General features: G+C 69.2%; 28 protein-coding genes and 1 pseudogene. 15 read left to right on the top strand and 14 right to left on the bottom strand.

The genetic code is table 11. The annotated features are described in order from the left end of the window. Positions 1–105 precede the first annotated feature (105 nt). Entirely contained in the window at positions 106–960 is an 855-nt protein-coding gene (locus tag U5911_RS16260; protein ID WP_336038118.1) for a shikimate kinase, read from the top strand. Then, positions 894–1,223 (top strand): chorismate mutase, encoded by a 330-nt coding sequence (locus tag U5911_RS16255; protein ID WP_418771553.1) that lies wholly within the window; start codon positions 894–896, stop codon positions 1,221–1,223. The genes U5911_RS16260 and U5911_RS16255 overlap by 67 nt, the downstream gene beginning before the upstream one ends. A gap of 685 nt (positions 1,224–1,908) precedes the next feature. Here the strand turns inward: U5911_RS16255 and U5911_RS16250 are convergent. Beyond that, a complete protein-coding gene (locus U5911_RS16250; RefSeq protein WP_472779958.1) occupies positions 1,909–2,475 on the bottom strand; it encodes an RDD family protein in 567 nt (188 codons plus the stop codon). Positions 2,476–2,730: 255 nt separating this feature from the next. On the opposite strand from U5911_RS16250, the gene U5911_RS16245 reads away from it, so the two are divergent. Continuing rightward, the gene (locus U5911_RS16245; protein ID WP_336038113.1) at positions 2,731–3,216 is read left to right on the top strand and encodes a hypothetical protein; all 486 of its coding nucleotides are present in this window, start codon (positions 2,731–2,733) and stop codon (positions 3,214–3,216) included. Positions 3,217–3,439: 223 nt separating this feature from the next. Here U5911_RS16245 and U5911_RS16240 read toward each other — a convergent pair whose 3' ends face one another. The 4 genes and pseudogenes from U5911_RS16240 to U5911_RS16835 all read right to left on the bottom strand — a co-directional run bounded on the left by U5911_RS16240 (position 3,440) and on the right by U5911_RS16835 (position 6,076). Beyond that, on the bottom strand, positions 3,440–4,189 hold the full coding sequence (locus U5911_RS16240) for a hypothetical protein (protein ID WP_336038111.1): 750 nt from the start codon (positions 4,187–4,189) through the stop codon (positions 3,440–3,442). A gap of 760 nt (positions 4,190–4,949) precedes the next feature. Beyond that, entirely contained in the window at positions 4,950–5,336 is a 387-nt protein-coding gene (locus tag U5911_RS16235; protein WP_336038110.1) for a PIN domain-containing protein, read from the bottom strand. Further along, positions 5,333–5,578, bottom strand: coding sequence for an AbrB/MazE/SpoVT family DNA-binding domain-containing protein (locus U5911_RS16230; RefSeq protein ID WP_336038109.1), 246 nt, complete (start codon positions 5,576–5,578; stop codon positions 5,333–5,335). The genes U5911_RS16235 and U5911_RS16230 overlap by 4 nt, the downstream gene beginning before the upstream one ends. Before the next feature lie 175 nt (positions 5,579–5,753). Beyond that, positions 5,754–6,076: pseudogene (locus U5911_RS16835) on the bottom strand (type II toxin-antitoxin system PemK/MazF family toxin). Between U5911_RS16835 and U5911_RS16225 the strand changes: the two are divergent. After that, entirely contained in the window at positions 5,967–6,425 is a 459-nt protein-coding gene (locus U5911_RS16225) for a VapC toxin family PIN domain ribonuclease (protein ID WP_336038108.1), read from the top strand. The pseudogene U5911_RS16835 and the gene U5911_RS16225 overlap by 110 nt on opposite strands. Positions 6,426–6,611: 186 nt before the next feature. Continuing rightward, positions 6,612–7,172, top strand: a complete 561-nt coding sequence (locus U5911_RS16220; RefSeq protein ID WP_336038107.1) for an OsmC family protein — start codon at positions 6,612–6,614, stop codon at positions 7,170–7,172. Between the two features lie 135 nt (positions 7,173–7,307). Here the strand turns inward: U5911_RS16220 and U5911_RS16215 are convergent, their stop codons facing one another. Then, positions 7,308–7,994 carry a carbonic anhydrase gene (locus tag U5911_RS16215; protein ID WP_336038106.1) on the bottom strand — a complete coding sequence of 229 codons (687 nt, stop codon included), beginning with the start codon at positions 7,992–7,994 and terminating at the stop codon, positions 7,308–7,310. Between the two features lie 97 nt (positions 7,995–8,091). Here U5911_RS16215 and U5911_RS16210 point away from each other — a divergent pair, with 97 nt between their 5' ends. Further along, entirely contained in the window at positions 8,092–8,637 is a 546-nt protein-coding gene (locus U5911_RS16210; protein ID WP_336038105.1) for an NUDIX hydrolase, read from the top strand. Positions 8,638–8,773: 136 nt separating this feature from the next. After that, positions 8,774–9,421, top strand: a complete 648-nt coding sequence (locus U5911_RS16205; RefSeq protein ID WP_336038104.1) for a hypothetical protein — start codon at positions 8,774–8,776, stop codon at positions 9,419–9,421. A gap of 45 nt (positions 9,422–9,466) precedes the next feature. On the opposite strand, the gene surE is transcribed toward U5911_RS16205, so the two are convergent. Beyond that, complete coding sequence (gene surE, locus U5911_RS16200) at positions 9,467–10,249, bottom strand: 5'/3'-nucleotidase SurE (RefSeq protein ID WP_336038103.1); 783 nt, start codon at positions 10,247–10,249, stop codon at positions 9,467–9,469. Between the two features lie 107 nt (positions 10,250–10,356). On the opposite strand from surE, the gene U5911_RS16195 reads away from it, so the two are divergent. Next, positions 10,357–10,935, top strand: coding sequence for an NUDIX hydrolase (locus U5911_RS16195; protein ID WP_336038102.1), 579 nt, complete (start codon positions 10,357–10,359; stop codon positions 10,933–10,935). 26 nt (positions 10,936–10,961) lie between these two features. Here the strand turns inward: U5911_RS16195 and U5911_RS16190 are convergent, their stop codons facing one another. The 5 genes from U5911_RS16190 to U5911_RS16170 all read right to left on the bottom strand — a co-directional run bounded on the left by U5911_RS16190 (position 10,962) and on the right by U5911_RS16170 (position 16,673). Further along, the gene (locus U5911_RS16190; RefSeq protein WP_336038101.1) at positions 10,962–13,316 is read right to left on the bottom strand and encodes an amino acid permease; all 2,355 of its coding nucleotides are present in this window, start codon (positions 13,314–13,316) and stop codon (positions 10,962–10,964) included. Between the two features lie 63 nt (positions 13,317–13,379). Then, a complete protein-coding gene (locus tag U5911_RS16185; RefSeq protein WP_336038100.1) occupies positions 13,380–13,805 on the bottom strand; it encodes an NAD-binding protein in 426 nt (141 codons plus the stop codon). Positions 13,806–13,928: 123 nt separating this feature from the next. Then, positions 13,929–14,483, bottom strand: a complete 555-nt coding sequence (locus U5911_RS16180) for an Lrp/AsnC family transcriptional regulator (RefSeq protein ID WP_336038099.1) — start codon at positions 14,481–14,483, stop codon at positions 13,929–13,931. 80 nt (positions 14,484–14,563) lie between these two features. Continuing rightward, the gene (locus tag U5911_RS16175) at positions 14,564–15,955 is read right to left on the bottom strand and encodes a small ribosomal subunit Rsm22 family protein (RefSeq protein ID WP_336038098.1); all 1,392 of its coding nucleotides are present in this window, start codon (positions 15,953–15,955) and stop codon (positions 14,564–14,566) included. Further along, positions 15,942–16,673, bottom strand: coding sequence for a prephenate dehydrogenase dimerization domain-containing protein (locus tag U5911_RS16170; RefSeq protein WP_336038097.1), 732 nt, complete (start codon positions 16,671–16,673; stop codon positions 15,942–15,944). Before U5911_RS16170 ends, U5911_RS16175 begins: the two co-directional genes overlap by 14 nt. A gap of 128 nt (positions 16,674–16,801) precedes the next feature. Between U5911_RS16170 and U5911_RS16165 the strand changes: the two genes are divergently transcribed. The 3 genes from U5911_RS16165 to U5911_RS16155 all read left to right on the top strand — a co-directional run bounded on the left by U5911_RS16165 (position 16,802) and on the right by U5911_RS16155 (position 20,098). After that, positions 16,802–18,229 carry a PAS domain-containing sensor histidine kinase gene (locus U5911_RS16165; protein ID WP_336038096.1) on the top strand — a complete coding sequence of 476 codons (1,428 nt, stop codon included), beginning with the start codon at positions 16,802–16,804 and terminating at the stop codon, positions 18,227–18,229. A gap of 196 nt (positions 18,230–18,425) precedes the next feature. Continuing rightward, entirely contained in the window at positions 18,426–19,010 is a 585-nt protein-coding gene (locus U5911_RS16160) for a HalX domain-containing protein (protein WP_336038095.1), read from the top strand. Positions 19,011–19,063: 53 nt separating this feature from the next. Next, on the top strand, positions 19,064–20,098 hold the full coding sequence (locus tag U5911_RS16155) for a PAS domain-containing protein (RefSeq protein ID WP_336038094.1): 1,035 nt from the start codon (positions 19,064–19,066) through the stop codon (positions 20,096–20,098). 20 nt (positions 20,099–20,118) lie between these two features. Here the strand turns inward: U5911_RS16155 and U5911_RS16150 are convergent, their stop codons facing one another. After that, on the bottom strand, positions 20,119–21,294 hold the full coding sequence (locus U5911_RS16150; RefSeq protein ID WP_336038093.1) for a M24 family metallopeptidase: 1,176 nt from the start codon (positions 21,292–21,294) through the stop codon (positions 20,119–20,121). A 141-nt stretch (positions 21,295–21,435) separates the two neighbouring features. Between U5911_RS16150 and aroA the strand changes: the two genes are divergently transcribed. The 4 genes from aroA to U5911_RS16130 all read left to right on the top strand — a co-directional run bounded on the left by aroA (position 21,436) and on the right by U5911_RS16130 (position 26,239). Further along, positions 21,436–22,749, top strand: a complete 1,314-nt coding sequence (gene aroA, locus U5911_RS16145) for a 3-phosphoshikimate 1-carboxyvinyltransferase (RefSeq protein ID WP_336038092.1) — start codon at positions 21,436–21,438, stop codon at positions 22,747–22,749. A 184-nt stretch (positions 22,750–22,933) separates the two neighbouring features. Continuing rightward, positions 22,934–24,166, top strand: coding sequence for an alkaline phosphatase family protein (locus U5911_RS16140; RefSeq protein WP_336038091.1), 1,233 nt, complete (start codon positions 22,934–22,936; stop codon positions 24,164–24,166). Between the two features lie 121 nt (positions 24,167–24,287). Beyond that, the gene (gene aroC, locus U5911_RS16135) at positions 24,288–25,472 is read left to right on the top strand and encodes a chorismate synthase (protein WP_336038090.1); all 1,185 of its coding nucleotides are present in this window, start codon (positions 24,288–24,290) and stop codon (positions 25,470–25,472) included. A 134-nt stretch (positions 25,473–25,606) separates the two neighbouring features. After that, positions 25,607–26,239 (top strand): uracil-DNA glycosylase, encoded by a 633-nt coding sequence (locus tag U5911_RS16130; protein WP_336038081.1) that lies wholly within the window; start codon positions 25,607–25,609, stop codon positions 26,237–26,239. Between the two features lie 87 nt (positions 26,240–26,326). On the opposite strand, the gene U5911_RS16125 is transcribed toward U5911_RS16130, so the two are convergent. Beyond that, entirely contained in the window at positions 26,327–26,530 is a 204-nt protein-coding gene (locus U5911_RS16125) for a hypothetical protein (protein ID WP_336038080.1), read from the bottom strand. Positions 26,531–26,674 lie beyond the last annotated feature (144 nt).

Raw genomic sequence — 26,674 nt, 5'->3', positions numbered from 1 at the left:
CCGGGAAAAGGCCGCCGTTTGCCCGCCGCGAGCGGGGCGGCCGCCCCGCTTCGGAGCGGTTGCCAGGAACGCCAACCGTAAGTGCGCGCCGTGGCAGGAACACGCATGGACGGCCGCGCAGCAGCGCCCGCCGCGGGCACCGTGTTGAACGCGCTCGCGACCGGCGTCGGCTCGGCGTTCGCGCTCGACTTCGACGTCACCGCGGAGGTATCCCTGGACGCCGCTGCGGACGGCGTGACCGGGACGGTGGTCGGCCACCCGGACGCCGACACCGCGCTCGTCGAGCGCTGCGTCGCCCTGGTGGTCGAGCGGTTCGGCGACGGCGAGGGCGGCACCGTCGAGACCGACAGCGAGGTGCCGATGGCGTCCGGCCTGAAGAGTTCGAGCGCCGCGGCGAACGCGACGGTGCTGGCGACGCTGGACGCGCTCGGCCGCGCCGGCGACGTCGACCGCGAGGACGCCGCTCGGATCGGCGTGCAGGCAGCCCGCGAGACCGGCGTCACCGTCACGGGCGCCTTCGACGACGCGTCGGCGAGCATGCTCGGCGGCCTGACGATGACGGACAACACCGCGGACGAACTGCTGTTCCGCGACGAGGTCGAGTGGGCGGCGCTCGTGTGGACGCCGCCCGAGCAGTCGCTGTCCGCGGACGCCGACGTCGACCGCTGTCGGCGCATCGCGCCGCTGGCGGAGCACGTCGCCGACCTCGCCACGGCGGGCGAGTACGGCACCGCGATGACCGTCAACGGGCTGGCGTTCGCGGCGGCCCTCGAGTACCCGAGCGCGCCGATCGTCGACGCGCTCCCGCACGCCGACGGCGCGTCGCTGTCCGGCACCGGCCCGAGCTACGTCGCGGTCGGCGCCGAGGACGCACTCCAGGAGGTGAAACCACTATGGGACGACAACCCCGGGACGGTCCGGCTGACGACGACGCAGCTGGACGGGGCCCGGACGACATGACACTGGACGAACTGCGCGAGGAAATCGAGGACATCGACCGCGAGATCGTCGACCTCATCGCGCGACGCACGTACGTCGCGGACACCATCGCCGAGGTCAAGGCCGAACGCGGCATGCCCACGACCGACGAGTCACAGGAGGAAGCCGTCATGGAGCGCGCCGGCCGGAACGCCGAGGCGTTCGACGTAGACCCGAACCTCGTGAAGGCCATCTTCCGGCTGCTCATCGAACTGAACAAAGTGGAGCAACGAAATAGCCGATAGGCCGAAAACTCCCGTTTCAGAGTTTCTAACAACATATTAGCGGTTCAAAAGTGGGTTCGCAACCCCCCGCGGCGATTTTCGGATTCGATGAGCAGACGGAAGATTCGGTGTGGATCTGTTGTACACGCGGTCACCAGAACCACTTCGTGCAGTAGCCCGAATCAGTACAGAATGACCGAATCCCGCTACGTACAGTCGGCTGAGTCCTCGTTCCAACGAGATGGCTTGGACATGGCGTCTCACGCGTGTGATTCGGTTGGTTGCGTCGTCTTTCGTGAGGTGAATGATTTGTAGCTATAGTACGCTCCGAGGATTCCTGTCGGTAGAAAAACCAGTACTGGTGGGGGGATCAGCACGAGCACGAGGAGGAGTGCGTGCACGAGCATGCCGACCCCCCAGAGGAGGGTGCTTCGGAGCCACGTCCCGATACTGGCTAGCAGGAATAGACTGCTGAGGACTACTGCGAAGCCAATCATCCACGATGGATACGTGGCGACGTATACACGCGTCACACCACCGGTTTGTGTCGTTTGTAGTGTTGGCGGGGCCGTCCACATGTAGATGGCCGCGAGAAGGAATATTATCGCGTGAAACGCATGGACTCCGGCGAGTGGTTTGATGTGGGACGCCGACCCAGTCGTTCTCTTTGCGGGGTCTGACATGGGTGTGTGGGTGCGGGGGGTGGTTACGGGCCGCCGTTCTTGACAACGAGCGTGTTTGCTACTTTATCGCCTAGGCGCTGTGTCCGGTCCGAGAACGCCGCGAGGATGAATCCGAGGAGGTACATCGTTGGTAGCCCATCGATGACGCGTAAGAGATTTCGGACGATCGACTGGTTGAGGGAGATCGGCTCGCCGGATTCCGTGACCACTTCCAGTCCAAGCATTAGTTTTCCCAACGTTTTCCCCCAGAACGCCTCAAGAACGATGAAATACGCGAACGGAACAGTGAACAGTAAGAGGAGTGCTGTGGGTGAGGGGCGGGATATGAGTATCTGCAGGATGGCTACTACTAATATGCTATCAAAGAGTGCGGCGGCAGTGCGGCGACCGAGGACGTCGTGGTGGAGCCCTATGGGAAGTTCGAGGTTGGCGCTGGTTTCGACTCGTTGATGTTTGCTTTGACGGGCGGCTGGCTGTGCCGGTCCAGTCTTGACTCCGCCGTCTGTGTGGGAGTCAGTTGGCTGCGGGTCTCGGTGTGGGAGGTCTGCCCCACAGTCCGGGCATGTTGTGTGGGTTTCCTGCACTTCCATTCCGCATTCATGGCAGTACGGCATACGCTCGAACCATAACTCTCTCTCCTCTTTGTTATGAACTCAGTTGTAAAATAGAGCAAGAAAATCGGGCACACTTACGAGATTCCGGAGGAAGAGTAACACTACATTTATCTCTCGTATTTTTTAAATTAGTAGAGTATGATACCATTTGTATTCGTACGCTGCGCGGCAGTATTGTGAAAAATCTCTATAACTAACCAAGACGACCGCGAACACACCACGGGTGATAGCATGGATACTCACAGGGACTGCCGTGCCACTCGACGTGGCCTCATCGGAGCAATTGCCACGGTCAGCCTCATTCCACTGAGCGGCTGTTCCGCACTTCAACCACCAAACCTCGAAGACCTCAAAATCAGTCTTGAGGGCTTCGAACGACCGGATATCAACGCAACAACGCTGCTACTCCCGCTCGTATTCGAACTCTGGAACGACGGAGACTCTCGCATCCCAGAATCCACAATCGAATTCGACGCCCTCATCAACGGCGGACATGTTGCTACTGCTGACACCAACACGCCGCCAATTTCCGCGAACGACCTCACGCAGACAACCGTTGACCTCAGAATCGATTTCGGTGACGTCGCCGACCAGACGCTAAACGCAATCCGGAACGGCTCATTCACGCTCACTGCCGCCGGCCAACTGGAGGCCAGCGGTCCCCTTGGATTATTCTCCGATTCACGGTCGTTCCAAGACCAAATCAATGTTGGTTGACTCCCCGTTTCTCGTTGAAACGCTGGGAGACAGTTCGTGCGACTGGCGTCGAACGCGGTCGCACATGGACAAACCCAACGTTGCCACGCCTTCGATGACAACGGCGACACTTCCATCACTCTCCGCACAGTCCCCATTCAGTCATTCCTGTGGACAACGTGACTATCTAGGGGTGTCACGTGGGACAGACCCCATCGGGCGGGAAGCCTTTCCTCGAATCAGGTTAGAAGTCTTCAAGCGCCTTTACGATCTCAAACGAGAAGTTGACAGATGAATAGAACAGGTCGCCATTTTGGGAGCATTTCTCCTCGCCGTCAATGGTCGTACAGACCTCGGTGTCGAGTCTCCAATTAGCAGTCGGGGTGTTTTCGTGAGCCTGCTCAGCGGCGGGCATAATGATGAGGTCGAAAATGGTGCGGAACGTCCCCATGCGCGACGTAAACTCGGATTTGGAGACGCCATCATTGTTGTATAATTTCACGGTATCTGCGGCCGCGCTAATGAGAGTATAGTAAGGTTGAGAGTTGTCGTACGACGTGTCCGGAAGCGAATCATACAGGCCGCGGTCGCCTTCGTGCAGGGCCTTGGCAGCGGTTCGGTAGCGTTCTCGGTCGATGGCGAATTGACCTTGTTCGAGGAGGGACATTGAAGCGTGAAACGCGGCTGCAATATCCGTGAGTGCACCGTATGGCAACCCGAAGGGATTGGCAACGGATTGCACCAGCTCCTCAGCTTGATTCAGCATTTGTTCGGCCATACTGGCGGATACATCGGCGGCAGATGTTTCCCACGGGTCAGCCATGGCAGCGAGGACAGCGGCGGTTTGTTCTTCTGGGTCAGTGTCGTTGATGTCTACTTCGCCTGCATCGTCGCCGTTACACCCGGCAATAGCGGCGATACTCCCGGTCGCTAGGGTCGTGAGAACTGCACGACGGGTCCGGTCGGGCGAGTGGTTGGAGGCTTCCATAGACATGGGTAGACCATCTCATCGAGTGGGACCATTGCTGGGCAACTACTTTGTTAATAATCCCGAACTGTTTGGTTGGTCAGCTTAAGAGCTGAGCTGAACTGGACCTTGACCGTACCGGACACGAACCTTACGTAATTCTCCTCTCGTCAACACGCTGCTTGGTACGTAACTGATTAATCCGGACGATGCTCATGATACGCATCCAGGGTCAACAGCAAGAAACCAACCGCCACCCCGAAATATTGGTTTTATTACACTACACAGCTACTGACCTATTCTGGGATGGGGCTGGTAAGTACAGACGAGCAGTATATCAGTTAGTGCAAATCCGGCGTGTCACTGGGGACAAAGCATATTCTACAAGAAATTCTTCTGAGACATATGGACTTAAGTTGGGCCCTCCTCCTTGTTGTCGCTGTCCTCGTCATGGGGTATGGTCTTTACACTGTGTACAATCTCTCAAATTTCCTCGGAGACTATCTCCGTTCCTGATAACCAAATTCGGGCGTTCTCGCTTCCGTCTACTCGATGCATTCGCCTACGTACACATCGGCTGTATTAACCTCGTACTCGTCCGAAGGAATCTGCGTCAGTCTCCCCTGTCCGGATACATGGGAAGTTACGCGACGCCGCCGGACTGGACTGATTCCGGCACGAGGACGCCGACACAGCAGCTAAACTCGGGGACGCCCTCTCGGGGCGGCCGGCTGGCGGACGTCGATATCGACGCCGTCGAAGCGGTGCGTGACGTGCGCGAGCGGCGTCAGTCCTCGTCGGTCGGTTCGAGTGGGACTCGTTCTACCTCGACGTCCTCGTAGTCTCTCTCGGAGGAGAGGACGTCCATCCCTCGTGTTTCCGCAGTCGCCGCGTGGAACGCGTCGAACGGCGTCATTCCCTCGTCGTAGTAGTTGACGGCTTTCAGGACGACCTGTTTCTCTTCTTCGTCCCGCACGGGGACGAGTTCGAGGAGGTTCGCCACCAGCGGTACGTAATCGAACTCGTAGCGTTCCCGGGCGAGGAGGAGTTCGAGGTACGAGAACGGCGACGTTTCGACGTCGTACTCGGCGAGGGCGTCCTCTGCGGAGCCCTGTAACCAATCGGTGTCTTTGGCGAGCGCGAGCAGGAAGTCCGTCTCGACGTACACCGTCATCTGTCGCCGCCGGCTTCCTGAGCCTCGTCTTTCGCCTCGGCATCGATGTCCTCTCGAATCTCATCGACGGACGAGTCGTGAAGTTCGCCTGCGGCCTCGCGAACAGCGGTGAGTGGATCGTCCGCGACCGGTATCAGTTCGATTCTGTCCTCGTACGTGACGATGTGGTACTTCTGGCCGTACTTCTCGCGCACCTCCTTCGGGATGTACAGCCGCCCCTGTCCGTCCGTCTCTGATGACATAGATGTGTATAGAGTGTCACAGGCAAAGAATCTTACCACTATCTCGTTCCAGATGGTCCTACCAGTTCGTTTCAGTAGCGTGTATGGTGGATTTCGTCCATCTGAACAAGGTCGAACAGCGGGAGAATCGGTAGAATCCGAACCCACAGTCGAGGGACGCTATCGCGGCTGAACCTCAGTCGAGTCCGAGACTCAGGTTCAGTGCACCCTCTACGTCGCGCATCGTCTCTTCGTCGATGCTGCCCGCAGCCGAGCGAATCCGCTTCTCGAGAGAGACCGCTCGAAGTTGGTGAGACGGATCGACGAATCGTTCTCGTGAGGGGACCTCTCGGCTTCGACGAACACCTCGAACGGGTAGTCTCGGTACGTGCCCGTTGCGGGTGCGACGATGGTTCTGGTCGAGACGAACGTCTTCGTCGCCAGTTTGACCGACGAACCTGCCCGAGGAGGCAGTGCGACAGAGCCGCTGAACCAAGACCGCGATTTCTGTACGTCCATCCTGGATCTCGTGGATCTCCGGTCGGTGATGACGGAACCGAAGCGAGTCGAACAGGACAGAGTCGAGGACGTACTCTCCGACGTCTACGCGCACGTCGATAGTTACGCGCCGGAGATCAGCGACCAGATCTCGGCGTACAATCCCCAGCAGGATGGACTGCCGTACACGCTCGATCGCGTCCTGCTCGCTCTGACCGACGACCGCGACGCCACGCTCGCTCCGTTCGACGGCGAACTCCTCGACGACGGTGCCGTCGAACCGAGCGACCTCGCCGCGGAGAGGTCCGGCTTCTGGCTCCACGAGAACAGCAGCACGGGCGAATCGTGTCCAGAACGGCCAAGTGGGTAGCGTCTCGGTTCATCACGTCGTGAGGTGGAGTTCGCCTGGCTGAACGAGGTGGAGAGACAGGACAGCCGGTAGTGGCTCCGGCACCGGGTGTGAGGACCCCCCGAGATGCGGGGGCGGCGGCGTGCTAGCACTGCTCCTGCTAACTATAAGCACGCGCGAGTCCTACACCATCTTTGGTGATATTACGTGGCAGTCACCGACAAGACAGTGAACGGTGTCGACGTAGAGCAACTCGAGGGCGCCGTCGAAGCGATCACCGCCGACCCGGAGAAGGGGCAGTTCACCTTCCGGGCCGAGACGGAGTGGACGGACGCGCTGCAGAGCGTGACGACCATCGACGAGTTCGACCAGGCGGGCGAGACGGTCGCCACGCGCGAGTTCACCATCGAGGGCGACGAACCCGAGCAGATCCTCGGCGAGCGGACCGCGCCGAACGCGGTCGAGTTGCTGCTGGCCGCGCTCGGGTCGTGTCTGAGCGTCGGCTACGCCGCCAACGCCGCCGCGATGGGGGTCGAACTCCGCGGACTGCGGTTCGAGATGGAGGGCGACGTCGACCTCCGCGGCTTCCTCGGCATCTCCGAGGACGTCCGCGCGGGCTACGACGACGTCGCCTGCACGGTCTACCTGGACGCCGACGCGTCGGCCGAGGACGTCGACGCACTCCGGGAGCGCGTGGAGGCGACCTCGCCGCTGATGGACAACATCGCCAACGAGGTCTCCCTCGAGACGCACCTCGTCGTCGAGTAACCCGTTTTTTCGCGAGCAGCCGCGATTCGCCGAGCGACCGGTGTGGGGGTCTCGTAAGTCCGGTGCCTGTATCCGCGTTCTGTGCGTCCGGTACCTGTCTCCCCGTGCTGGGCGTCCGTCGTGCTGTCTCCGCGGTCAGTACGTCCAGAGCCGATGCACGCGGTCTGCGAGTTCGGCGTGGGCGTCGCGGAGCGCCTCGGGGTCGCGGACGCCGTCGACGTTGACCACGTGGAGTTCGCCCCGCCGCCCGCCGTAGACGTCCTGGAAGTCGTAGACGGCACCCACGGCGGTCACGCGGTCTGGCACGTCACCGCTGTCGACGAGGGCGTCGACCTGCCGGTCGACGTTGTACTCGACGAGGTGGTCGATGGCCTCCGCGCGGTCGAGACCTCCCGGGAGCGCGTCGACGCCCGGTTCGAGCCGTGCCGCGATGCGGTCGACGCAGTGTCGGATGCCGGCGGGCTCGTCGCTCGCGTCGCCGCCGGTGAGGGCGTCGTAGGTCGCGGTGACGGCGCCACAGCCGGTGTGACCGACGACCACCGCGAGGTCCGTCCCGGTGTGCTCGATGGGGTAGAGGACGTCGCCGGAGACCGCGTCGCCGTCGTCGGTGCGCTGGACGACGCGGTTCCCGATGTTGCTCGCGGTGAACACCGTCCCCGGCGTGTCGTTCCCCCAGAGGTGGTCGTGGAGCACGCGCGAGTCCGAACAGCAGACCGAGACCACGTCGGGGTGCTGGGCGTCCTGGACGTCGTCGAAGCGGTCGGCGAACTCGCGGGCGTGCGCCGCGTTCGCGTCGAGGAGGTCACAGAGGGACTGCTGCATAACCGTTCGTGAGTGGCGGCGCGGCCCTGGTGGCTCTTCCGGTTGCAGTCCAGTGACCGGCAGACTTTTATCCGGAGTCGCGTCACTCTCGGACCGGATGAGCGAGCCCGGAGACGCGCGCGAGCAGGTCGCCGCCCTCCTCGACGACGGCGACGTGAACCACGTCGTCAACGAGTGGACCGTCGCCGCCGGGGACTTCGAGGCACACAGCGACGGCTGGGTGGCGGCGGGCGCCGTCGCGTGGAACCCCGACGGTGAAGCGCCGTTCGTGCAGCCGTCCTGGGCGGACGCGTGGGTGCTCCCGGGCGGCGGTGTGGAACCGGGCGAGACGCTCGCGGAGACGGCTGCGCGCGAACTCCGGGAGGAGACGGAACTCGACGTGGACCTCGTCGGGCCGCGCCGCGTGGTCGAGCAGGTGATTCGGTCGGACGCCAGCGACCGGACCGCGAGCGGCTGGTTCGTGGCGTACGCGGCCACGACCGACGACCGCGAGTTCGGCGAGGACCTCGGCGTCCACGACGACGAGATCGACCGCGCCGCGTGGTTCGCGGCGCCGCCGTCCGAGACGCCGCAGTTCGTCGACGCCGAGGGGATGTTCGCGGACTGCCGACTGGCCGGGCGGCCACCGGCGTGCGAGCGGTGACCGCGGGGAGTCCTCCCAGTCGGGGTGACCGCGTGGAGTTCTCGTAGTCGGAGTGAGAAGGGAAGTCCTCCACGTCGGAGTGAGAGGGTGAGCCCTCCCAGTAAGATTAACCTGCTCGCGGTGGAGCCTGCGACCGATGCCGTCAGCCAGTGACGTCGACCGGCCGGCGGAGGCGGCGGCCGTCGCCCAGCGGTACCTCCGGCGCGAGCGACCGCTGAGCGGGCTCGTCGCCGCCCTCGTCGTCGGCGTCTTCCTCGCGGCGGTCCTCGCGTGGTCGCTGCTGCCCGCCGTCGTCGTCGGCGCGGCGCTGGTCGGTGCCGTCCGCGCGCCCGTACTCCGGCCGCACGGGACGGTGCGAGTCCGCTGCGACGACGACCCCGAGATGGTGCGCGCGGCGTTCATGGGGGCGACGCCGCCCGTGCTCGGATTCCAGTGGGGCATCGCGGACGAGATACGCGCGGAGGACGATCCCGTCCGGTACGTCACGACCTATCTGTTCGGCCTGCGCACCGCCGAGGTGGCCGTCGAGTCGCACTCGGAGCCGACCGCGGCCGGAGGGTGCCGCGTCGGGCTCGACGTCGCGACGAACGGCCGCCAGTGGGGGTCGTACGCGGCGACCATCCGCGAGGACGGCGACGAGACGGTCGTCGACGTCGAGTACGGGAGCGACCGGCACTTCGGCCTGCGGCGCCTCCCCCAGCAACTCCTCGCCCACCGGTACCGGGACGACCTCCTCGAAGCCCAGGGGTACGCGGTCGTCGGACGCGACTCGCACCTCCGGTAGTCCCGTCGTCGCGGTCGTCGTCGCTCGTCGCCCGGCGGGCCGTCGTCACCGCAGTGGGTACGTCTCCGCGAGCGCGTCCAGCGCCTCGTGGTGTTCGGTGGTGTGCGGCGCGGTGAGCGGCGAGACGGAGACGTGGCCGTCGACGACCGCCCGGCGGTCGGTCCCGGGCGGGTCGTGGATGTCCCCCGAGTCCATGCGGTCCCACATGCGGTCGCGGAGCGAGACGGTCTCGCCGTTCCGCGTCGCGGTCATGTCGTAGCCGTGGGAGGGCCGCGTGACGACCATCTCGCCCGTCGCGTCGGCCCCCGGGTGGGGCGCGTTCACGTTCAGGTAGTCGGCGTGCTCGAAGACGCCGGCGTCGAGGGCGTGCTCGACGAGGTACGCGGTGGCGTCGACGGCCGCCTCGTAGTCGCCGGGCGCGGTCGGCTCCCCGAAGTCCTCGCTGGTGAGGAACAGCGACGACGCGACGGCGGGCACGCCGAAGAACGCCGCCTCGACGGCGGCGCTCACGGTTCCCGAGCGCCCGAGCACGTACATCCCGAGGTTCGCGCCCTCGTTGACGCCCGCGACGACGACGTCCGGGTACGGACCGAGCGCCTCGAGGCCGGCGACCACGCAGTCCGCCGGCGTGCCGCGGACGGCGTACCCGAGGTCGCGTTCCTCGACGGCGACCTCCCTCGACATCGCGCGACCGGTCGCGCTCCTGTTGTCCGCCGGCGCGACGACGGTGACGTTCCCCACGTCCTCGAGCGCCGCCGCGAGCGCGCGGATGCCCGGCGCGTCGATGCCGTCGTCGTTGGTGACGAGAATCTCCGGCTGGTCGCTCATCGGTCGGGAGTCGGCGCGACCGGGAAAAAGCGTGTCGGGACGCGCGCGAGGACACACCACGCCACCGGTAGCTATTTGCCGGTGGTTCGGAAACGCTGGCGGTCCGCATGACCGCGTTCAACGAGTCGTTCGTGCGCGACCGCATCGAGCGGTTGCGCGAGGACTACGGCGAGTTTCCCGTCGAAGACGACGTCGTGGACGTCCCGCCAGCGGCGTTCCCCGAGTACGTGGCGAACGCGCGCGACGGCTACGTCGGCAGCGCGTACGCGTGGACCGTGCGTCGGCCCGAGCAGGCCGGCGAACCGAGCGAGTCGTACAGCGGCGGCGAGGAGACCAGGGAGCGCGCGCTGTTGATCCTGCCGCGGGGCGACTCCGCGTGGGGCGTCCCCGGCGGTGGCCGCGAGGGCGAGGAGGACTTCGAGCAGACCGCCGCCCGGGAGGTCCGGGAGGAGGCGGGCGTCGCGTGTTCGGTGACGGAGCCGTGGCTGGCCGTGCACGCGCGCTGGCGTAGCGAGGACGCCGCCGACGACCGCGTCTCGCACACGCTGCACGTGTTCTTCGACGCGACCTACGAGGGCGACACCATCAGCGTGCAGCGCGGCGAAGTGAACGGCGCGGCGTGGTTCGCCGAGCGGCCGCGGCGGCTCGACGAGTACGCCGCGCGGCGCGCGGACGCGTTCTTCTGACCGGTGGCGGACTGCGCGGCCGGGCCTCAGAACGCGAGGCGCTCCGCGACCCGCCGGAGGAGGCCGGGGCGGCGGCTCTCCCGGGGGTAGACGGTGACCTCCGTGCAGTCGACGGCGGTCGGCTGGACGGCGTCGCGGCCGCCGCTGATGCGGGCCAGCGACCCCGTGCGGACGACGAGGTCGGGGGCCTCGAGCTCGCCGCCGTCCGCGCGCAGCACGTGCGTCCGGACGGGCGCCGAGAGGACGCCCGCGAGCTCCTCCTGGTACGCGCGGATGGTTTCCTGGCGGGCGTCGGGCTGGTCGGCGGCGAGCGGGAACTGGAGCGTGACGTGGCCGCCGGTCTGGCCGGCGATGGTGTCCGCGAGCGCGACCGTCGAGGGGTCGTAGGGGCCGCCGTCGCCCTCGAGGACGACGTGCTGGGGGCGGTCGTAGCCGCGGTTCTCCACGAGCAGGACGTCGCAGCTCGCGTGCCTGACGACCCAGTCGATGGGGTCGCCGAGCAGCCGCGAGCGCAGGCGGAGGCGCTCGTGTTCGGCGACGACGGCGTCGACGCCGCGGTGGTCGGCGTAGTTCACGATGGCGTGTTTGGTGTCGTGGCTGACGATCTCGCCGTACTCGACGGGGACGTCGAACTCGCCGGCGAGGTCGGCGGTCCGGTCCTCGAAGCGGACGTCCGCCGGCGACTGCACCTCTGCGGCGTGTTCCAGTGGCGCCTGGTCGGGGACCTCGTCGAAGCGCACGACGACGACCGTGCCGCCGGACGGCCGGACGACGTCGGCGGCCAGCGAGAGCAGCGAGCGCTCGCGGTCGGCGTCGGTCTCGCGCGTGATGGCGACGAGGACGTCGGTGCCGTCGTCTGTCGGCCCGGGAGCGTTCGCGCTGTCGGCGCGCGAGGCGGCGGCGTCCCCCGCAGCGGTGGCCGTAGGGATTCCGTCCCCGCCAGTGGCGTTCGTGCCGACGTCGTCCGTCGGGACTGCGCCCGTTCCAGCGGCGTCCGTGGCGGCGCCGTCGGGTCCGCCTGCTCCGGTGCCGGCGGCGGCGTCGAGGGCGTCCTCCGTCTCGGCCACGACGTCGCGGCCGAGGCGGCGCCGGATGACGTCCGTCGCGGCGCCCTCGCGGCGGATGCGCGGCCGGGCGTACGCGAGGTACCACGCGACGCTGCCGAGCGTGATGACGACCGCGCCGGCCAGCGGCACCAGCCCCATCTGGGTGAGGAGCGCGAGCCCGCTGAGGACGCCGAACGCCTGCAGCCAGGGGTACAGCGGCGCCTCGAACTCCGGCTCGTAGTCCGTCGAGCCGTTCCGGAACGCGACGATCGCGAGGTTCACGAGCACGAACACGAGGATCTGGAACGCGCTGGCGAGCTTCGCGATCTCGAGGATGGGGACGAACGCGATGAGCACGAGGACGACCGCGCCGGTGAGCGTGATGGCGGTCGTCGGCGTGCCGAAGCGGTCGTGGACGTCCGCGAACGTCGACGGCGCGAGGCGGTCGCGGCTCATCGCGAACGGGTACCGCGACGACGAGAGGATGCCGGCGTTCGCGGTGGAGACGAGCGCGAGCAGCGCGGCGGCGATGACCGCGTAGACGCCCCAGTCCCCCAGAGTGACCTCGGCGACGACGGCGACCGGCGTCTCGGAGCCGGCGACGGCGCCGGCCTCGGTGACGCCGACCATGACGGCGACGATGCCGACGTACAGCAGCGTGGTGAACGCGAGCGACCCGAGGATGCCAAGCGGGATGTTCGTCCCGGGGTCCTCGACCTCCTCGGCGACGCTGGCGACCTTCGTGACGCCCGCGTACGAGACGAAGACGAGGCCGGTCGCGGCCAGCAGGCCCTCCCAGCCGCCCACGAAGAAGTCCTGGTAGTTCGCCTGCTGGACCTGTGGCGCGCTGCCCGCGACGAACCAGCCCAGTGCCAGCAACATGACGGCGACGATGACCGTCTGCAGGCGGCCGGTCTGTTTCGCGCCGAGGAGGTTCACGACGACGAGGAACGCCGCGAGGCCGAGCGCGACGGGCTTGACGGGGAGGTCGAACAGCAACACGAGGTAGGGGACGCCGCCGACGAGCGCGAGCGCGCTCTTGAACGACAGCGAGAACCACGTGCCGACGCCCGCGATGGTGCCGAGCACGGGCCCCATGCCGCGCTCGATGTAGAGGTACGTGCCGCCGGCTTCCGGCATCGCGGTCGCCATCTCGGACTTCGAGAGGGCGGCGGGAACCACGAGGAGGCCGGCGAGCAGGTAGGCGACGACGACGGCGGGCCCGGCGATCTCGAGCGCCAGCGCCGGGAGGATGAAGATGCCGCTGCCGATCATCGCGCCGACGCTGATGGCGAACACCGCGCCGAGGCCGAGGTCGCGTTCGAGTTTCTTCATGACGGGGCGGCGGGGGCGGCGGGCGGGTGGCTGTCGCTCGGGAGCGGGACGCCGGCAGTCACGCTACCAGAGCTCCGTGACCGTGCGGCCGACGGCCGCCGCGGCGTCGACGGTTTCGACGTCGAGCGCGTCGAACAGCGGTCGCCTGTCCGGGTCGTTGACGGCGACGACGACGCGGTCGGCGTCGAACGCGGAGCGGGCGTGCTGGGCGACCATGAGGTTGCAGGCGTCGTCGCCGGTGAGCACGACGACGGTCCCGGCCTCCGCGAGGCCGGCCGCCCGGAGTGAGTGGACGTCGAAGGAGTCGACGGTGTGGGTGACGTGTCCGGGCGGGGGGTCCGGCAGTGCGGTGCGGTCGACGTGCGTGACGGCGTCGCCGCGGGCGGCGAGGCGGTCTGCGACGTCGCGGCCGGCGGCGCCGCCGCCGACGACGAACGTGGCGTCAGCGTCGGTGGGCGTGTCGGGATCGTGGGTCGGTGAGGTCGTCATGGGTGGAGTGCCGCGGTGTGCGACCGAACGGCGGTCGCCGCGGCTCGTTACCAGAGTGTAGTGGACGGAAACGCATAAAACGACCGTATTTTCTGCTCGTCCGTTAGAATACTTGGCTCGTAATCATCGTTCGTCCGCGTCGTCGAAGTCGCCGTCGCCGTCGCTGTCCCTGGCGTCCGAGCCGTCGCTGTCCCTGGCGTCCGAGCCGTCGCCGTTCTCGACGTCGAAGGCGGTGAACGGGCCGCTGTGGACGTTCCGGATGAGGTCCTCGTCGACGACCTCGAGGCCGAGCTCGTCGAGGTCGCGGCCGATGCGGCTGAGGTCGTCGCCGTCCAGCCCCACCGCGAACACGTGGACGTTCTCCGCGCCCGTCATCACCTCCTCGACGCGCACCACGCCAGGGACCTCCAGGGCCGCGGCCGCCAGCTCCTCGCGGCGCGGCACCGGCGCCGTGCAGACGATGAGCGTGTACAGCTGGTAGCCCGCCAGCTCGTAGTCGACGTCAGCGTGGTAGCCCCTGATGACGCCGCGGTCCTCGAGGCGCTGAATCCGGTTCCGGACCGTGCTCGCCGAGACGCCCGCCTCGTCGGCGATGGTCTGGGAGGACGTGCGCCGCGCGTCCCGCTGGAGCGCGTAGATGATCCGTCGGTCGATGTCGTCGATGCCGTCCAGCGTCATAGCAGCCTCTCGCGGACGGACCCGCAAAAGTATGCCCCAAAATCCGCGGGCGTCCGGCGCTCCCCGGTCCCGTCGACCGCTCAGACGCGGTCGACGACCGTCTCCTCGTCGACGACGAGGTTGTAGGCGTCCTCGTCGCCGTTGTACAGCACGAGCGCGGATTCCACGGACAGCAGGTCGCCGTAGTCCGCGCGTTCGAGGTCGCGGTTCAGGCTCGTCGGCCGCACGAGCACCGCGTAACAGTCCGTGGCCTCGCTGCCGTCGCTCACCTTGAACAGCGGGTTGGCGTCCTCCCCGGCGAGGTTCCGGGAGAGCTTCGCGAGCACCGCGTCCGCGCGGTCGGTCACCCACTCGTCGACGGCCGCCAACCGCAGCAGGCGGTCGCCCTCGAGGGCGACGTCGTGCTCGCGGACGCCGTCCGACCGCAGCAGCGAGTACGAGAACCGCACGTCGGTGTGCAGGAACTCCGACGGCCGCTCGCTGGCTTCTGCGAGCCGCTCCTGGAAGCGCGGCCGGTCGAGCGCGGGCCGCTCGTCGAACGTCCAGCCGCGGTCGCTCGGCCGCTCGCCCGGCCACAGCCGCGGCGTCGGCCCGTAGACCGTGACGCCCCGGGACTCGAGTTCCCGCTCGACCGCGCGGAGGTGCGTGCTCGTGTGCTTGTCCGCTGGCGCGACGCCCACGAACGTGCCGTCGTCGGCGAGCGCGTCCACGCACTTCTCGGCGACGGCGAGGGAGTCGTCGAGTTCGCTGAGGACGCTGCACGCCAGCACGAGGTCGTACTCGCCGGACGGGTCGAACGCCTCGGCGGTCTCGCGGTGGACCTCGGCGTGGACGTTCCGACCGGCCTCCGGGAGCAGCGACTCCAGGACGTCCGCCGCCTCGCTCGGTTCGACCGCGTGGTACTCCACGAGCGCGTCCCCGGGCAGGAAGTCGAAGAGCCCGAGCGCCGGGCCGCCGACGCCCGCGCCCACGTCCAGGACGCGGAGGTCCCCCGAGAGCAGGCCGCCTGCCGCGAGGTCGTCGAGGACGTACTGGACGGCGGCGTAGTACGACGGGAGGTGGTAGACCGCGTACCCCAGCGCCACCTCGTAGTCGTACTCCACGGGATTGCGTCGGTAGTAGTCCTCCTTGAACCGGCGGATGGTCTCCCGGAGGTCGTCGCCGGACTCGCCGCGGTGCCAGTCCGCGCCCCACCGCTCGACGAGCAGGTCCTCGACCGCGTGCTCGTAGGTCGGAGGGAGAGCGTCCACCCCCTCGAACGCCGGGCGGACCGGGCCGTCGCTCGCCGGGACGAACGTTCCGTCGTCGCGTTCGACGAGCCCGAGTTCCGCCGCGTGCTCGCGCAGCACCTGCCGGACGACGGCCTCCCGGGGCTGGCCGGCGACGTACTCCCTGATCTCGGCCGGGTCGACGGGCCGCACCCCCCGGAGGTACTTCGCGCTGTCGAGGACGGCGTCCCTATCGACCGGCATCCTCGTAGGCCTCCAGGAACGCCTCGCGGTCCGCGTCGGCGAGCCGCCGGGCCGCAGCCGCGAGCTCCTCGGTGCCGCCGAACGCGTCCTGGATGTCGGCGTACACGCGTGGGTTCCCGCCGGTGACGCGCGCCACGAGGGCCGCGAGGTCCTCGTAGACCGGCGTCGCCAGCTCATCGGGGACGTCGTCCGCGGCGAGCGCGAACGCCAGCACCGCGGCGTGCGCGCGCCCCTGGATCGTCGCCATCGCGTCGTCGTGGTCGGCCGGCGCCACGTCCACGAGCGTGTTCCCGGCCGCGTCCAGCCACTCGCGCACGCGCTCGACCGCCGGCCCCGCGGTGCTCTCGCTGACCGCGACGCGACCGGGCGCGTGCTCGGGCGCGAACAGCGGGTGGAAGCTCGCGCGCTCGCGGGCCGGCGCCGCCGACGCCATCGCCGCGAGCGGGCCGCGCATCTCGCCCGTGAAGTCCACGACGGCGCGCTCGGCGCGCTCGGCGTGGGCCGCGATGGCGTCCGCGGCCGCACTCATCGGCACCGCCACCGCAACCAGCCCGAACGACTCCTCGCCGTCCAGGGGGACGGCGCGCGCGCGGCCGTCGTGCTCGGCGGCGGCCGCCTCGGCGCGCGCCTCCTCGACGTCCGCGAACGACACCGGTGCGTCCGCCAGCGACGCGAACCACCGACCGACCGCGCCGGCCCCCACCACGAGTACGTCCATCGACTCCCGTTTGCGGCCCGCCCGGCAAAAGGCGTTCGCTCGCCCCGAGGGCGGCCGAACGGCGCGGCGGTTTCTCGACTGATAATCCGACGCGCAAATTTTTGTACCGGGACGCGGTTGTCGGGCCCATGCCGACCTCCGAGGTCCACCTCGTGGACCGACAGCCACGCCGCGACTGGCTGGTCGCGGCGTTCGGTGCGGCGCTGTCCGCGGCGGCCGTCGGGCACTTCCGCGGCCACGGCCACGGCGACCCGATGGTCGTCGCGGCCACGGTCGTGCCCGCGCTCGGTCTGCTCGCGTACGGCGTCTGGTTCTGGCGGTCCGGCCCCCGGGTCGCGCGCGGCGACGCGGTGTTCGCGTGGGCCGTCGGCGGCGCCGGCGCCGTGCTCGCACTCGACCTCTGGGCGATGGCCGTCGGCGCGTACGGCGCCGGCGCGGCGACCGACCACGTGTTCATCCAGCACACGAGCGTCGGCGCGCTCGCCGCGGCCGTCGCCGGCACGTACAGCGACAGCAACCGCCAGCAGTCCCGCGCACACGACCGCCTCCGGGACGCCCTCGACGCGGCGATGGACGGCGTCGCCGTCCTCGACGACGACGGCCGCCTCGCGTACGCCAACGACGCGTTCTGCGAGGCGTACGGCGCCGACGACCCGGTCGGCGTCCTCGGAACGCACTACAGCGAGTACTACCCCACCGACGCCCGGGCCAGGGTGGCCGAGGTCGTCGACGCCCTCGACGCGGGCGAGCGCGAGCACTGGCACGGGACACTCGCCGCGCGCCGCGAGGACGGCTCCACGTTCCCCCAGGAGCTGTCGGTGGTGCCGCTGGCCGACGGCGGCTACGTCTGGGTCGCCCGGGACGTCACCGGCCGGGAGGCCCGCGACCAGCGGCTGCGCGTGCTGAACCGCGTGCTCCGGCACAACGTCCGGAACGCGCTGAACGTCGTGCTCGGGCGCGCCGAGCGCCTCGCGGACCGGCTCGACGGCGACGAGGACGTCGAGAGCGTCCGGTCGGCCGCCGAGGGCCTCCTCGCCGTCAGCGAGAAGGCGCGGGTCGTCGAGCGAGTGCTCGACGAGGACAACGCCGAGACCGTCGCCCTGGCCGACGTCGTCGCCGCGGCGGTCGAGCGCGCGCGGTCCCGGTACCCGGACGCGCGCTTCGACGTCGACGTCGAGGCCGGCCTGGACGCGGCAGTGGACGAACGACTCCGCCTCGCCGTCCGCGAACTGCTCGCGAACGCCGTCGAGCACAACGACGCCGCGGTGCCGACGGTGGCCGTCGAGGCGTTCCGCGACGGCGACGAGGTCGCCGTCTCCGTGTCGGACAACGGCCCGGGCATCCCGGAGCAGGAGCAGCGCGCGCTCGCCGGCGCGACGGAGCGGCAACTTGAGCACGGCTCCGGCATCGGGCTCTGGGTCGTCTACTGGGTCACCCGGCAGTGCGGCGCCGCCGTCGACGTCGCCGACGACGCCACCGTGGTCGTCAGGACGCCGGCGGACGGCTCCGCGCCGTCGCCGGCCGTCGAGACGGCCGTCGCGTCCACGCCACACTGACGGGGCCGCCGCGCCGCTTGCGTCCACGCTACACTGACGGCGACGCGGCGCCGTTTACGTCCACGAACGACCGGCGACCTCGAGCAGGTCCGCCGACCGGCGGCCTCGAGCAGCGCTCGCCGGCCGAACGAGCCGAGAACGGGCTCCTTTCGGTGCGGGAAAGAGTTAAACGAGCAGCTAATCTTCGTGGTCGTAGATGACCGAGACGGCGACGGTCCTCATCGTCGAGGACGAGCGCGAACTCGCGGACCTGTTCGCGGACTGGCTGTCCGCGACCTACGACGTCCGCACCGCGTACACGGCGGCGGGCGCACTCGACGAACTGGACGACGACGTGGACGTGATGCTCCTGGACCGGCGGCTCCCCGAGCAGTCCGGCGACGAGGTGCTCGCGGCCGCTCGCGAGGCTGGCTACGACTGCAAGGTGGCGATGGTGACCGCCGTCGACCCGGACTTCGACACACTCGACCTCGGGTTCGACGCGTACGTCGTCAAGCCGGTCGAGCGCGAGGAACTGGAGTCGCTGGTCGGCCGGCTGCTCGCGCGGTCGCTGTACAGCGAGGAGGTCCAGGCGTACTTCGCGCTCGCCTCGAAGCGCGCGACCATCGAGACGACGAAGACCCCCGAGGAGCTCGCCGGCGACGAGCGCTACGAGCGGCTCTGCCGGGAGCTAGAGACGATGCGCGAGGAGATCGACGAGCTCGTCGCGGAGCTCGACGAGGACGACTTCGTCGCTGTGTTCCACGACCTCCGCGAGGACGAGGACGAGAACGAGACCTGACAGGCCACAAGTAACAAACCGCAGGGAGTGCCTACGGTGTACCGACAGCCGCTATGGGGGACTCCCGGACAGAAGCCGACGCCGAGGTGCGGGTCCTGTTCGTCAGCGACCGCCTGCGACGACGGGCGGCCGTCGAGCGCGCGTTCCCGGAGTGCGCGCCGCTGTCGGTGACGACCGCGGCGAGCGCCGAAGCGGTGGAGGCCCTGTCCGAGGCCGACGCCGACTGCGTGGGCGTCGAGCACGCGCTCGGGCCGGACGAGGCGCGCCGGACAGACGAGAGTGGGGCAGTCGGCGACGGCGGGTCGGCCGGGTCGGACGCGCTCCGCGTGCTGGAGCGCGTTCGCGACGCCGACCCCGCTGTCCCGGCCGTCGTCCTCGAGGCGGAGGGCGCGGCGTCCGTCGCGAGCGACGCCATCTCCCTGGACGTCACCGAGTACGTGCGCGCGTCCGAGACGGCGGACGCGCTCGCGGCGGTCGCTGGCGCGTGCCACGACGCCGCGGCGACGTACCGCAGCCGGCAGGACGTCGCGATGGTGAACGACCTCGCGCGGAGCGTCTACGAGCGCGTCACGGACGGCTTCTTCGCGCTGGACCGCGACTGGCGGTTCACCTACCTCAACGACGCCGCGGCGGAGGTCCTCGAGGTCGACCCCGAGGACGTCCGCGGCGAGACCGTCTGGGACGCGTTCCCGGCCGCCAGCGACACGGACTTCGGCGCGGAGTACCGGCGCGCGATGGCGAGCCAGACGCCCGTGACCTTCCGCGAGCACTACTCGCCGCTCGGGAAGACCTTCGAGGTCCGGGCGTTCCCCGCCGAGGACGGGCTCTCCGTGCACTTCCGGGAGGTCATCGACGGCGACGAGTCGACGCGTAGCGACCACCTCCTGGAGCTGACCGACCTGCTGTCCTCGGACCTCCTGGACTCCATCGAGGCCGTGGAAGCCGACCTGGAGGCCGCCCGCGAGCGCGTCGACGCGGACGAACTGGACGCCGCCCTGGACGGCGTCGAGCACATGCGCTCGCTCGTGAACTCCTCCATCCGGCTGGCGAGCGCGCCGCCGCGCCCGGACGCCCCGGGCGGCGAGTAGGCGCGAGCGAGCTGCGGCGGTCAGCCCGTCAGCGAAATCTCGTAGTCGGTGAGGTTCTCGTAGCCGTCCTCGGTGACGACGACGATGTCCTCGAGGCGCACGCCGCCGACCTCGGGGTCGTAGAGGCCCGGTTCGACGGTGATGACGTGACCGGGCCGCAGTTGTTCGCCGCCGGGCGCCAGCGACGGCTTCTCGTGGACGTCGAGGCCGACGCCGTGGCCCGTCGAGTGGATGAACCCGGTCTCCGCGTCGGGGTCCGTGTAGATGGTGGGGAAGCCGTGGTCGTCGTAGACGTCGACGACCGCCTGGTTGACCGCCTCGCCGCTGACCCCGGGTTCGACGGCGTCGAGCGCGGCGTCCATCGCCTCCCTCGTGACGTCGTACCACTCGCGCTGGGTGTCGCTGGGCGTGCCGTTGAGGAACGTCCGCGTCATGTCCGAGTGGTACTTCGTCGCCTTGTCCCGGGGGAAGATGTCGACGATGACGAACTCGTCGGCGAGCAGCGGACCGCTGCCGCGGTCGTGGGGGTCGGCGGCGTCCCGGCCGCACGCGACGATGGTCTCGTCGAGCGAGCAGCCGTGGCGCAGGAGCTCGATCTCGATCTCGCGAGTGACGTCCTCGCTGGTGAGCACGTCGCCGTCGTGGACGAGTTCGCCGTCGTCGTCGACGTCCGCGCCGCGAACGAGTTCCTCCGCGCGCGCCATCGCCGCCTCGTTCGCGCGCTGGGCGGCCCGGACGTTGTCGACCTCCTCGTCGGTCTTCGTCGCGCGCACGTCGGAGACGACGCCGTCGTCGTCGACGGAGACGCCGACGCCTTCGCCCCGCAGGTCGTCGGCGGTGCCCACCGGGAACGTCCGCTGGACGGCGACCGACTCGCAGCCGAGGTCCGCGAGGAACGCGGCGGCGGTCAGCGCCATCGCCGTCTCCGTGCCGTGTTCCTCGCGCTTCGCGGAGAAGTCGTACTCGGAGAGCCGCCTGACGGCGTCCGCGCGGCTCTCGGCCTTCGCGCGGCCGTACTCCAGCGGGCCCGTGAGGATGCCGGTGGCCTCCGGCGCGTAGACGGCGAAGAACGGGTCGGGCGCGGAGAAGCCGGTCGCGTAGTAGAGGTCGCTGTTCGAGGCGTCGTCGTGGAACGCGTACCCGTCGAGGCCGCGCTCGTCGAGGTACTCGTCCAGCCGCCCGAAGTCGGGGTCCATGCCGGGGACTGGTGGGGGCCGGACAAAAACGCTACCGCATCCGACAGCCCGGGAGGAGCGTCTGTGGCTTCGCGGGTGCCCGGGCTGGAAGACGTGGCCGACGCCGGAATCCTGATACCGCGAGCCGTCGTCGGTCCGATCATGGACGCTACTGTGGCGAACTCGCGCGTGAGCGGGACGGCGCGCGCGCCGCCGTCGAAGAGCTACACTCACCGCGCGCTGCTCGCGGCGGGGTACGCGGAGGGCGCGCTCGTCCGGAACCCGCTCGTGAGCGCGGACACGCGCGCGACGGCGCGCGCCGTCGACCACTTCGGCGGCGACGCCGAGCGCACGGGCGAGAACTGGGAGATTACGGGGTTCCTCGGCGACCCCGACGTGCCGGCCGACGTCGTCGACTGCGCGAACTCGGGGACGACGATGCGGCTCGTCACGGGGACGGCGGCGCTCGTCGACGGCACCACCGTGTTGACCGGCGACCGGTCGCTGCGGTCGCGGCCGCAGGGCCCGATGCTGGACGCCGTCGAACAGCTCGGCGGCACCGCGCGGTCGACACGGGGGAACGGCCAGGCGCCGCTCGTCGTGGACGGCCCCGTCGACGGCGGCACCGCGTCGATCCCCGGCGACGTGTCCTCGCAGTACGTCACGTCCCTGCTCATGCTGGGTGCGGTGACCGAGCGCGGCGTCGAGGTCGAGTTGACGACGGAGCTGAAGTCCGCGCCGTACGTCGACGTCACCCTGGACCTCCTGGACTCGTTCGGCGTGGACGCCGAGGAGCGCCGGAACGGCTACCGCGTGCCCGGCGGCCAGACGTACGAGCCGACCGACGGCGAGTACGCGGTCCCCGGGGACTTCTCGTCGGCGTCGTACCTGCTCGCGGCGGGCGCGCTCGCCGCCGGCGACGGAGAGGACGGCGACGGGGAGCGCGGCGGCGAGGTCGTCGTCGAGGGGATGCAGCCGAGCGCGCAGGGCGACGCCGCCATCGTAGACGTCCTCCGAGAGATGGGTGCCGGCGTGGACTGGCGGGAGACCGAGGGACGCATCGTGGTCGAGCGGGGGGCGCTGGACGGCGTCGAGGTCTCGGTCGCGGACACGCCGGACCTCCTGCCGACGATCGCGGTCCTCGGCGCGGCCGCGGACGGCACGACGACCATCACGGACGCCGAGCACGTCCGCTACAAGGAGACCGACCGCGTCGCCGCGATGGCCGAGGAGCTCGCGGCGCTCGGCGCGAGCGTCGAGGAGCACCCCGACGAGCTGGTCGTGCACGGCGCCGAGAGCGACCTCTCGGGCGCTGCGGTGGACGGCCGCGGCGACCACCGCATCGTGATGGCGCTGGCGGTCGCCGGGCTCGTCGCGGACGGCGAGACGACGATCGCGGGCGCCGAGCACGTCGACGTCTCGTTCCCCCGGTTCTTCGACGTCCTCGCCGACCTCGGCGCGGCCGTGGACGCCTGAGGGCCGTCACGAACGTGAACGTCGACGCCCGAGAACAATTACGAACGCTGACGTCGACGCCCGAGAACAATTACGGACGCGGCGGTGGACTGCCGTTCGCGGACCCGACTCCGCAGTGTGGGTCGTGCTACCGAGACCTGCACCACCGGAGCCGTTTTTGTGCGTCGAGAGCGACCGAGGAGGTATGCTCGACGCGGCGCTCGCAGACGACCTCGCTGGCGACGAACTCGCGGACGGGTACCTCCGGCCGGACTACGACGGCTTCTGTTTCGCGAGGGTGCCAGCGACGGCGGCCTCGCTCGTCGGCGCGGACCTGGGTCGGGGGCTGCCCGAGCGCGCGCTGGACGGCGTGACGGCGGACGCCGAACGTGTAGTGGTGGTGTTCCTGGACTCGCTGGGGTTCCGGCAGTTCGAGCGCGTCCACGGCGACGTGTCGCTGCTGTCGTCGTTCGTCGACGAGGGGCGCGTGACGCCGTTGACGTCGACGTTCCCCTCGGAGACCGCGGCGTGCGTGACGACGATGCACACCGCCACGGACCCGGTCGAACACGGCATGCTCGGGTGGAACGGCTACGACCCCGAGGGCGACGTCGTCTACGAGACGCTGCCGTACGCCGCGAAGGACGGCGGCGAGGTGTCCGTCGCGCCGGGCGACCTGTTCGACGCCGACTCCGTGTACGGGGACCTGGGCGCTGCGGGCGTTGACGCGCACGTCGTCGAACCCGACTACGGTCCGGGCTACCGTGACGCGTCGACGGCTGGCGCGACGGTCCACCACTACGAGCGCACGATGGGGTTCGCGCTCGCCGTCCGGGACGCCGTCCGCGAGAGCGCGGCGCCGTCGTACACGTACGCCTACTATCCGGTCGTGGACTCGGTCGCGCACCGCGAGGGACCGGACGGCGAAGCGTACGACCTCCAGGTGGCGGCCGTCTGCGACGCGCTCGAGCGCGCGTTCGCGACCGTCGACGGCGACGTGTCGGCGGAGACGGCGGTCTGTCTCGTCGCCGACCACGGCCAGGTGCCCGTCGAGCGCAGGACGGAACTGGACGAGACCGGCGTGCTCGAGTACGTGCCGACCGACCGGTCGGGGACGCCGCTCGTCCTCGGCGGCCCGCGGAACGTCCACCTCCGCGTGAGCGACACGGAGGCTGCTCGCGCGTGCCTCGCTGCCGCGGACCTGGACGCGCTCGTGCGCTCGAAGGCCGACGCGCTCGCCGACGACCTCTGGGGGTTCGGGGAGCCGGGTCCGGCCTTCGAGCGGAACTGCGGCGACCTCCTCGTGGTGCCACGGGAGGGCGCGCTCTGGCGCGCCAGCGAACCCGAGGAGTTGGCGCTCGCCGGGATGCACGGCGGTCTGCACGAACGCGAGGCGCTCGTGCCGTTCGGCGTCGCGCGCCTCGGCGACCTCGTCTGACCGACGCCGGCGTGGACGGCCCGGACGTACCGAACCCGGAGCCGAGGACTCCCGCCCGGCCCGGCCGGCACCCGTTGCAGATACTGCAAGCCATAAGCCCCTCGCGCCGTATCGTCCGACAATGAACGGGAATCGGTTCGGGCGGCTCTTCCAGCTGACGACGTACGGCGAGAGCCACGGCCCCGGCATGGGCGTCGTGGTCTCCGGGTGCCCGGCTGGCGTACAACTCGACGAGGACACCGTGCAGCGCGAACTCGACCGCCGGAAGCCCGGCCAGTCGATGATCACCACGTCCAGGGGCGAGCCCGACGAGGTGACGATCAACTCGGGGCTGCAGGACGGCTACACCACGGGAACGCCCATCGGGATGACCATCCAGAACAAGGACGCGCGCTCGGGAAAGTACGAGCCGTTCGTGACCGCGCCGCGGCCGTCCCACGGCGACTACACGTACTCCGCGAAGTTCGGTACGCGCAACTGGGGCGGCGGCGGCCGGTCGTCGGCCCGCGAGACCGTGAACTGGGTGGCTGCCGGTGCCGTGGCGAAGGCGGTACTCGACCAGTCAGCGCACGACGTCCAGGTGAAAGCCCACGTCAACCAGATCGGGGACGTCGAGTCGCCCGCGGTCACGTTCGAGGAGATGCTCGAACACACCGAGGACAACGAGGTCCGGTGCGCGCACCCCGAGACCGCCGCGGAGATGCGCGACGTCATCGACGACTACCAGCAGCGCGGCGACTCCATCGGGGGGTCGATCTACTTCGAGGCGCGTGGCGTCCCCCGCGGGCTCGGCGCGCCGCGCTTCGACGGCTTCCCGTCGCGGCTCGGCCAGGCCGTCATGTCGATTCCGGCGACGACCGCCTTCGAGTTCGGGCTCGGGCGCGAGGCGCGCTCCGTGGCCGGCAAGGAGCGCAACGAGGACTGGACGTTCGCGGACGGCGACGAGGACCACGTCGTCGCCGACGAGGGCGACCCCGTTCCGGTCGGGAACGACCACGGCGGCCTCCAGGGCGGCATCACCACCGGCGAACCCATCTACGGCGAGGCGACGTGGCACGCGCCCACCTCGATTCCGAAGACCCAGGAGACCGTTGACTGGGAGACCGGCGAGGAGAAGGAGGTGACGGTGACCGGCCGCCACGACCCGTCGCTGCCGCCGCGCGCCGTCCCGGTCGTCGAGGCGATGCTCTACTGCACGATTCTGGACTTCATGCTGCTCGGCGGCCGCATCAATCCGGACCGCCTCGACGGCCGGCCCGGCGAGTACGACACCGACTACCACCCGAGCAGTCCGCGAAACGAGTAGCCGCGGCCGCCCACGGGCAGATTACGGCCGGGCGACACGGCTCCCAGAGGCGACGCGGCTCCAGATTACGGCCGGGGAGATACGGTTCCCAGAGGCGACACGGCTTTCCACGCGGCGCCAAGAGTAACCGGTAGATGGACGCGAACCAGGGCGGCCGCCGGAACCCCTACGGGATGGACGAGGACTGCCGGAACTGTCCCGGGCTCTGCGACGTCCGCGAGCGCGTCGTCCACGGCTACGGCGACGTCGGCGCGGACTTCGTGTTCGTCGGCGAGGCGCCGAGCGCGGGCGCCGAGCGAGCGGGCGTGCCCTTCACGGGCGACGCCGCCGGCGAGCGCTTCCAGCACATCCTGGGGAGCGTCGGCCTGAACTACTCGCTGCCGGACAGCGAGGAGCCGGAACTGGACAACGCCTACCTGACGTACCTCGCGCGCTGCCGGCATCCGGACCGGGCGCCGACCGACGAGGAGGTCGCGACCTGCGAGCCGTTCCTCAACGCCGACATTCGAATGATAAACCCGGAGGTGCTGGTGCCGGTCGGGCAGCGCGCGCTCACCGAACTCGGGGCGGAGTACACGACGACGCCCGCAGACGAACTCGACGTCGAGGAGTGCCACGCGACGACGGTTCGCGGTCGCGGCTTCGAACTCGCGCCGATGATCCACCCCGGCGAGCAGACCGACTCGGAGACGGAGGCGTACGTCGAGTTCTTCCTCGAGCTGCTGGAGACGGACTACCGGCAGACGAAGGGGCGGCGCAGTCGCTGACCGACGGACCGCGACTCCGACCAGGCAGGCCAGACCGCGACTCCGACCAGGCAGGCCAGACCGCGACTCCGACCAGGCAGTGGTTCGCTACCAGTACGGCGTGCGTCCGTTCGGGGACCCGCCGCGCCTGGCGCCGGCACCGACGACAGCGAGCACCGCCGCGGCGACCAGCACGGCCGTCGCCGCCGTCTCGGCGTCTCCGAGCGCCGTCGCGAGTGAGACGGCGGCGCCGACCAGTGCGGCGACGACCAGCAGGGCAGCGAGGCCCGCGAGTAGCTTCGACGCGTTCACGACGGACAGTCCGGACGGCGTCGACTTATACGATTCGCCGACTGTGGACGTGAGTGCCTGCACTCGCCGACTGCGGCCGTGAGTGCCTGCACTCGCCGACTGCGGCCGTGAGTGCCTGCACTCGCCGACTGCGGCCGTGAGTGC

Source organism: Halobacterium yunchengense, assembly GCF_037031165.1.
Classification (GTDB): Archaea; Halobacteriota; Halobacteria; order Halobacteriales; family Halobacteriaceae; genus Halobacterium; species Halobacterium yunchengense.
The sequence above is the reverse complement of the archived record's forward strand: the minus strand, read 5'-3'. Positions and strand labels throughout refer to the sequence as shown.